Raw genomic sequence first — 4,701 nt, 5'->3', positions numbered from 1 at the left:
AGATAGAGACCGAACTGTCTCACGACGTTCTGAACCCAGCTCGCGTGCCACTTTAATGGGCGAACAGCCCAACCCTTGGGACCTTCTCCAGCCCCAGGATGTGACGAGCCGACATCGAGGTGCCAAACCCCCCCGTCGATATGAGCTCTTGGGGGAGATCAGCCTGTTATCCCCGGCGTACCTTTTATCCTTTGAGCGATGGCCCTTCCATGCGGAACCACCGGATCACTATGCTCTACTTTCGTACCTGATCGACCTGTATGTCTCTCAGTCAAGCTCCCTTATGCCATTGCACTCTACGCACGGTTACCAAGCGTGCTGAGGGAACCTTTAGAAGCCTCCGTTACTCTTTTGGAGGCGACCACCCCAGTCAAACTACCCACCAAGCAATGTCCCCCACATAAGCGGGGTTAGACCTCAGATAAGCAAAGGGTGGTATTTCAACAATGACTCCACAACGCCTGGCGACGCCATTTCACAGTCTCCCACCTATCCTACACATCACTTATCCAAGACCAATACTAAGCTATAGTAAAGGTGCACAGGGTCTTTTCGTCCCACTGCGGGTAATCGGCATCTTCACCGATACTACAATTTCACCGAGCTCATGGCTGAGACAGTGTCCAGATCGTTACACCATTCGTGCAGGTCGGAACTTACCCGACAAGGAATTTCGCTACCTTAGGACCGTTATAGTTACGGCCGCCGTTTACTGGGGCTTCAATTCAATGCTTCTCCGAAGATAACATCTCCTCTTAACCTTCCAGCACCGGGCAGGTGTCAGGCCCTATACCTCATCTTACGATTTTGCAGAGCCCTGTGTTTTTGATAAACAGTCGCCTGGACCTTTTCACTGCGGCCAGCATTACTGCTGGCGACCTTTCTCCCGAAGTTACAGGTCTATTTTGCCTAATTCCTTAGCCATGAATCTCTCGAGCACCTTAGGATTCTCTCCTCGACTACCTGTGTCGGTTTACGGTACGGGTACTGTTAATCTAAGTTTAGAGGTTTTTCTTGGAAGCCCTTAGGTACACTATCTCTTTGGCCGAAGCCTCTGAGTACTATCGCATTTCCCCAAGTCGCGTGGATTTGCCTGCGCAACTTATAGGTAGGTGCTTTAACGAACTATTCCGTCAGTTCGCGGTACTTTCATCACTCCGTCACCCCATCACAATTAACAGTAGTACGGGAATATTAACCCGTTGGCCATCGACTGTCCCTTTCGGGTTCGCCTTAGGACCCGACTAACCCTCAGCTGATTAGCATAGCTGAGGAAACCTTAGTCTTTCGGTGTGCGGGTTTCTCGCCCGCATTATCGTTACTTATGCCTACATTTTCTTTTCTAACCAGTCCAGCATAGCTCGCGCTACACCTTCAACCCTGTTAGAATGCTCCCCTACCACTTGTATTACTACAAATCCATAGCTTCGGTAGTATGCTTATGCCCGATTATTATCCATGCTCGTCCGCTCGACTAGTGAGCTGTTACGCACTCTTTAAATGAATGGCTGCTTCCAAGCCAACATCCTAGCTGTCTGGGCAGACAAACCTCGTTTTTTCAACTTAGCATACATTTGGGGACCTTAGCTGATGGTCTGGGTTCTTTCCCTCTCGGACATGGACCTTAGCACCCATGCCCTCACTGCTGGTAAACATTATATAGCATTCGGAGTTTGTCAGGAATTGGTAGGCGGTGAAGCCCCCGCATCCAATCAGTAGCTCTACCTCTATATAACTTATAACCAGCGCTGCACCTAAATGCATTTCGGGGAGTACGAGCTATTTCCGAGTTTGATTGGCCTTTCACCCCTACCCACAGGTCATCCGAAGACTTTTCAACGTCAACCGGTTCGGACCTCCACTATGTGTTACCACAGCTTCATCCTGCCCATGGGTAGATCACACGGTTTCGCGTCTACCACTACTGACTGCATCGCCCTATTCAGACTCGCTTTCGCTACGGATCCACACCATAAGTGCTTATCCTTGCCAGCAACGGTAACTCGTAGGCTCATTATGCAAAAGGCACGCCGTCACCCAACTTGTGGGCTCCGACCGCTTGTAAGCGTATGGTTTCAGGATCTATTTCACTCCGTTATTCACGGTTCTTTTCACCTTTCCCTCACGGTACTGGTTCACTATCGGTCTCTCAGGAGTATTTAGCCTTAGCGGATGGTCCCGCCAAATTCAGACAGGGTTTCACGTGCCCCGCCCTACTCAGGATACCACTATCCTTATCTTCTCTTACTTATACCGGGCTATCACCGTCTATGGCCTACCTTTCCAGGTAGTTCTAATTCAATCCGCAAGAAATGTCGTGGTCCTACAACCCCAAAATTGCCGTAACAACTTTGGTTTGGGCTAATCCGCGTTCGCTCGCCACTACTTACGGAATCACTTTTGTTTTCTTCTCCTCCGCCTACTTAGATGTTTCAGTTCAGCGGGTTTGCCCTCCTATCGGAGTGACATGTCTTCAACATGCCGGGTTGCCCCATTCGGATATCTGCGGATCAATTCGTATGTGCCAATCCCCGCAGCTTTTCGCAGCTTATCACGTCCTTCTTCGCCTCTGAGAGCCTAGGCATCCCCCATACGCCCTTATTTTGCTTATTGTACTTGTTACTTATTATCTAATCACTTAGATAATTCGTGTTCTTTCTACTTTTTAAATGTATTTTTTATCTCAATATGTCAATGAACGGTTTCCCTTTACGGGATAGTGGAGAATATCGGAGTCGAACCGATGACCTCCTGCGTGCAAGGCAGGCGCTCTAGCCAGCTGAGCTAATCCCCCAATCTTAGTGATGAGTTACTAGTTATGAGTTATGAGTTACATAACCTCTCAACCCCTAGAATTTCCTTATAAGCATACTAGTAGTCCCGGGCAGACTCGAACTGCCGACCCCTACATTATCAGTGTAGTACTCTAACCAGCTGAGCTACGAGACTCTGTATTTTGCTTATTTTATATTTTGAATTAACAGCGAGAGTAAATGAGCTTTGTGACTCTTCTATTTCCAGTCCTTCTTTTTCGTCTCTAGAAAGGAGGTGTTCCAGCCGCACCTTCCGGTACGGCTACCTTGTTACGACTTAGCCCCAGTTACTAGTTTTACCCTAGGCAGCTCCTTACGGTCACCGACTTCAGGTACCCCCAGCTTCCATGGCTTGACGGGCGGTGTGTACAAGGCCCGGGAACGTATTCACCGGATCATGGCTGATATCCGATTACTAGCGATTCCAGCTTCACGGAGTCGAGTTGCAGACTCCGATCCGAACTGAGAACGGTTTTATAGATTCGCTCCTACTCACGTAGTGGCTGCTCTCTGTACCGTCCATTGTAGCACGTGTGTAGCCCAAGGCGTAAGGGCCGTGATGATTTGACGTCATCCCCACCTTCCTCACAGTTTACACTGGCAGTCTTGCTAGAGTTCCCGACATGACTCGCTGGCAACTAACAACAGGGGTTGCGCTCGTTATAGGACTTAACCTGACACCTCACGGCACGAGCTGACGACAACCATGCAGCACCTTGTAAATTGTCCGAAGAAAAGTCTGTTTCCAAACCTGTCAATCTACATTTAAGCCTTGGTAAGGTTCCTCGCGTATCATCGAATTAAACCACATGCTCCACCGCTTGTGCGGGCCCCCGTCAATTCCTTTGAGTTTCATTCTTGCGAACGTACTCCCCAGGTGGGATACTTATCACTTTCGCTTAGCCACTGAAGTTGCCCCCAACAGCTAGTATCCATCGTTTACGGCGTGGACTACCAGGGTATCTAATCCTGTTCGCTCCCCACGCTTTCGTCCATCAGCGTCAATCCACAAGTAGTAACCTGCCTTCGCAATTGGTATTCCATGTAATATCTAAGCATTTCACCGCTACACTACATATTCTAGTTACTTCCTTGTAATTCAAGTCTGGCAGTATCAATGGCCGTTCCACAGTTGAGCTGCGGGCTTTCACCACTGACTTACCAAACCGCCTACGGACCCTTTAAACCCAATGATTCCGGATAACGCTTGGATCCTCCGTATTACCGCGGCTGCTGGCACGGAGTTAGCCGATCCTTATTCTTACGGTACCGTCAAGCTCCTTCACGAAGGAGTGTTTCTTCCCGTACAAAAGCAGTTTACACACCATAGATGCTTCTTCCTGCACGCGGCATGGCTGGATCAGGCTTGCGCCCATTGTCCAATATTCCTCACTGCTGCCTCCCGTAGGAGTCTGGTCCGTGTCTCAGTACCAGTGTGGGGGATCTCCCTCTCAGGACCCCTACCTATCGTTGCCATGGTAAGCCGTTACCTTACCATCTAGCTAATAGGACGCATGCCCATCTTTTACCGTTGGAACTTTAATATATCAAACATGCGAATGATATATACCATGAGGTATTAATCCAAATTTCTCTGGGCTATCCCTCTGTAAAAGGTAGGTTGCATACGCGTTACGCACCCGTGCGCCGGTCTCAAGGAAGCAAGCTTCCTCTACCCCTCGACTTGCATGTGTTAAGCCTGCCGCTAGCGTTCATCCTGAGCCAGGATCAAACTCTTCATCGTATGTTTTTTGCTCTTACGAGCTATTTTATAGACAAAGGCTAGTCTTTTTCAAATCTCTCGATTCACTTACTCTCTTTTTTTTCTGTCTTAAAATCTCTTTTAAGACGGCTGTCAATTCAATATGTCTATGAACGTTGTTTCTTT

2 tRNA genes and 2 rRNA genes are annotated in these 4,701 nt (G+C 48.6%); all 4 read right to left on the bottom strand.

The features are described 5' to 3' along the window. A 23S ribosomal RNA gene (locus QUB10_RS33760) occupies positions 1-2,612 on the bottom strand; the annotation flags it as partial. Between the two features lie 108 nt (positions 2,613-2,720). Further along, positions 2,721-2,794 (bottom strand) — tRNA-Ala (locus QUB10_RS33755). 81 nt (positions 2,795-2,875) lie between these two features. Continuing rightward, positions 2,876-2,949: transfer RNA gene (locus QUB10_RS33750), tRNA-Ile, on the bottom strand. 92 nt (positions 2,950-3,041) lie between these two features. Next, positions 3,042-4,557, bottom strand: a 16S ribosomal RNA gene (locus QUB10_RS33745). Positions 4,558-4,701: the final 144 nt, after the last annotated feature.

It is taken from the genome of Microcoleus sp. B5-D4 (genome assembly GCF_036705145.1).
Taxonomy (GTDB): domain Bacteria; phylum Cyanobacteriota; class Cyanobacteriia; order Cyanobacteriales; family Microcoleaceae; genus Microcoleus.
This window is presented reverse-complemented; position numbering and strand designations above follow the sequence as displayed.